The 3,154-nt window shown below is 35.6% G+C and carries 5 protein-coding genes; 3 read left to right on the top strand and 2 right to left on the bottom strand.

The window, feature by feature from the left end; translation table 11 throughout:
* On the bottom strand, positions 1 to 847 hold an 847-nt coding region (locus tag KJ678_01560; GenBank protein MBU1016832.1), incomplete at its 3' end, for a hypothetical protein.
* A gap of 488 nt (positions 848 to 1,335) precedes the next feature.
* Here KJ678_01560 and KJ678_01555 point away from each other — a divergent pair.
* The 3 genes from KJ678_01555 to KJ678_01545 are packed head-to-tail and all read left to right on the top strand — an operon-like array spanning position 1,336 to position 2,698.
* Positions 1,336 to 2,097, top strand: coding sequence for a Fic family protein (locus tag KJ678_01555; protein ID MBU1016831.1), 762 nt, complete (start codon positions 1,336 to 1,338; stop codon positions 2,095 to 2,097).
* A complete protein-coding gene (locus tag KJ678_01550; GenBank protein ID MBU1016830.1) occupies positions 2,094 to 2,426 on the top strand; it encodes a hypothetical protein in 333 nt (110 codons plus the stop codon). Before KJ678_01555 ends, KJ678_01550 begins: the two co-directional genes overlap by 4 nt.
* A complete protein-coding gene (locus KJ678_01545; protein ID MBU1016829.1) occupies positions 2,423 to 2,698 on the top strand; it encodes a hypothetical protein in 276 nt (91 codons plus the stop codon). Before KJ678_01550 ends, KJ678_01545 begins: the two co-directional genes overlap by 4 nt.
* A gap of 42 nt (positions 2,699 to 2,740) precedes the next feature.
* Here KJ678_01545 and KJ678_01540 read toward each other — a convergent pair.
* Positions 2,741 to 3,154 (bottom strand): M48 family metallopeptidase (locus KJ678_01540; GenBank protein MBU1016828.1); only part of this gene is annotated, 414 nt, incomplete at its 5' end.

Here is a 3,154-nt window from a genome sequence, read left to right as displayed (position 1 = left end):
CAATAAGATCGCTACGAATAAGGGCATTTATTGCGTCTTTAATTGGTGTGTTTGTTTTTGGTATCTCTTTTTCAATGTAATTGTTTGCATTACAAAAGTCTATATTAGGGTCTAACTTCGAGTCATGATAGTAAAGCTTTACAGTTATCGAATCATTCGAGTTATTTATAAATCTAAAAGTTTCTATAATTTGGTTAAATAATCTTTGACCTTCGTTAACATCGCTTTCAGAAGTATCAAGTGCAGTGTTGCCTGTTTTTAACTCAAGGGTGTATATAGTTTTTGAATCTTTTGAGAAAAACATGACAGAATTAATATTTTCACTTCCAGCTCGAGGTAACGGCTGTCTTCCTTCTTGCCCACCTACAACGACAGTCTTTACTTTGTATGGCATATTTACATATTCATCTATATCTGCATAAGGTTTACCAGTAACCTGACTATAATTTCCAGTGCTCAAAAAAGTGAACGAAAATTTGTTTTTTGGATCTTCGAATTCTTGAGTATATCCGCTACCACGAATAAGAATAGGTTTTTCTACCCAGCTTGAAGGAAACTTAAAAGTCACATTTTCGTTTTGATAAGTCTTCCAGTTAATTGGAGATTCTGTTCCAGTGATAACTGGAGTAGGACTGGTTTTGCTTTCCTCTTCCTTTGTTGAATATTGTATAGATTGTCTTCCCAAATAGTACCCACCAATACCAAAGATGAAAAAACAAAAAAGGACGACTGTTGCTACCAATGCAAAATTTGTCTTCGGTTTTTCTCCAATAGACAATGGCTGGTTTATTGAGTTTTGGCCGATTTGCTGGGTATTTTGGTCGCCGTTATTTGTTTGATTTTCCATTTTTACCTCCAAGTACCTCCAAGTGAAAGTATATCATATTTTTGAAATTCAAGTGCGAAAATTCTACTTTACTTTTTTCTATCATTTTTGGTATATTAATTTTGGAACCAGGTGTTAAAAGTAATTGGTTTTTTAATGGCCTATTCGGTCAGTTGTAAGCAATTACTAACTGGTTCTGCCGGATAGGCCATTTAAGTTGTAAATGTTCTTTAAAATTTTTGCGTTTTCTTTTGGAGTCCGCCAAAGGCGGACTTTTCGAGCCGACATGTTCGGAAGTAAGGCCGCCGCAGGCGGCCGACCTAACCTTTGCGAAATTCGGTTCTAACTTTTTCGTAAATCTCGACATTAGAAAATGTTAACGAGCATAGCGAGTTTACTTTTTCTTATGTCCTTCCGTAGCCCTGAGCTTGCCGAAGGGCGAAGGAGGACATTCTGCAGTTGAGAATGCTTGACGGATATTTAACGGTACTTTACACTACCTAGTAATTATGGAAAATAAACTAAAACAATTAACCGAAAAAAAACAGAGGCTGGATAAATATAAACCTTTTCCACCCGAATTGGTAAAAAATCTTGAGGATTGGTTTAAGATTGAACTTACTTATACCTCTAACGCCATAGAAGGCAATACCCTTACCCGAAACGAAACCGCTTTAGTAGTTGAAAAAGGAATTACCGTTGCGGGAAAAAGCCTTACAGAACATCTTGAAGCGATTAACCACGCCCAAGCCCTTGAGTTTATAAAAACCCTTGTTAAAAAGAAAAGAGAAGAATTAACCGCAAGAAACATTTTAGATATTCACAAAATTATCCTTGCAAAAATAGACGACACCAACGCGGGGAGATATAGAACCGTATCCGTGAGAATAGCGGGTTCTACTGTAATTATGCCTAACGCTATGAAAATTCCAGATTTAATGAGCGAGTTTGTTGAATGGTTGCGTAAACCCAATACCGACCACACAATAAAAATATCGGCGGACGCTCATTACAAATTGGTAAGTATTCACCCCTTTATTGATGGGAACGGAAGAACGGCAAGACTTTTAATGAATGTTCTTTTAATGCAAAAAGGGTATCCCCCAGCCTTAATTAGGAAAGAGGATAGACTAAAGTACATAAACGCTATTGAACAAGGACAATTGGGGGGAAGTATGCAGGATTATTACACCCTTATAGCAAAGGCGGTAGAACGCTCTCTAAACATTTACCTTAAGGCTGTGGAACCTAATGATAAGAACAAAGTATGATTATAATCCTAAACAAAAAAATCAGCCCAAAAGAATTTGAAAAGGCAAGAGAGGTTTACAAAGACTACATCAAAACCGTAATGGACGCCGAACAAAATATTCTTGCCGTTGGCGGAGAATACCATATTGATTGCGAGGAAGAATTAATAAAAAGCGGAAGTAAACAAGAAAATTTATATGGGGGCGGTTTTAGAGTAAGTTCAAAAGAGGTGGAATATATGGCAATGAGCAACTATAAACCCGCTTTAGGAAAAATAACTTATGAGATAATGGATGCAAACATTAGAAAAAAACTGAAAGGTTTAACTAAAAAATATTTGGAACTATGAGAAATATACCGTTTATAAAAAACTCAATAAAAATGGATTTGCATAGAGTTATAACCGCAACCGGCGATATAAAAAAACCAATACCCCTAAAATCCGTTAACGAATTTTTAAACCACGCTAAAAACGACTTTGATAGAATTAAACTGGACAATAGAGAAACTAAATTGAAGGAAGAACTAATACAATTAACAAAATCATTGGAAAATGTAAACGATCCGCTATCTAGACTTCGCTGGGTTGAGGATATAATGACTCTTAGATGCAGGATATAAGTCCAAGATTCATTAAAATAATAGTTTAGTGGCCAACTACTTCTAGATGGAGAAACGGTAATTTTTTAACTCTTTTCTTGCTTCCTTGTAGTTTGGAAAGGTTAAAGAAACCAATTCCCAAAATTTTTTAGAATGATTTAATTCCTTTAAATGGCAAAGCTCGTGGACGATTATGTAATCCGCAAGATGCGCGGGAAGAAGTATTATACGGTAATTAAAGTTCAAATTCCCTTTTCCGGAACAACTTCCCCAAACTCTTCTTTGATTACGAATGGCAATTCTGTTAAAGGATAAATTGTATAGCTTATTAAAATAAAAAACTCGCGAGCAGGCAAGCTCCCGCGCTTTTTCTTTATGTTGGACATAGTGGGAAGAAGACACCTTAACCACTCTTTTTCTTTTATAAAACCTAAATAACATATAAACCAGAATACCATATTTTATAAAACCACTCGT

Source organism: Patescibacteria group bacterium, assembly GCA_018817085.1.
Lineage (GTDB): Bacteria > Patescibacteriota > WWE3 > CG2-30-40-12 > CG2-30-40-12 > CG2-30-40-12.
This window is presented reverse-complemented; position numbering and strand designations above follow the sequence as displayed.

Coding starts and splice junctions, on each gene's coding strand:
- KJ678_01550 (MBU1016830.1), top strand. CDS start 2,094: ATGATTATAATCCTAAACAAAAAAATCAGCCCAAAAGAATTTGAAAAG.
- KJ678_01545 (MBU1016829.1), top strand. CDS start 2,423: ATGAGAAATATACCGTTTATAAAAAACTCAATAAAAATGGATTTGCAT.
- KJ678_01555 (MBU1016831.1), top strand. CDS start 1,336: ATGGAAAATAAACTAAAACAATTAACCGAAAAAAAACAGAGGCTGGAT.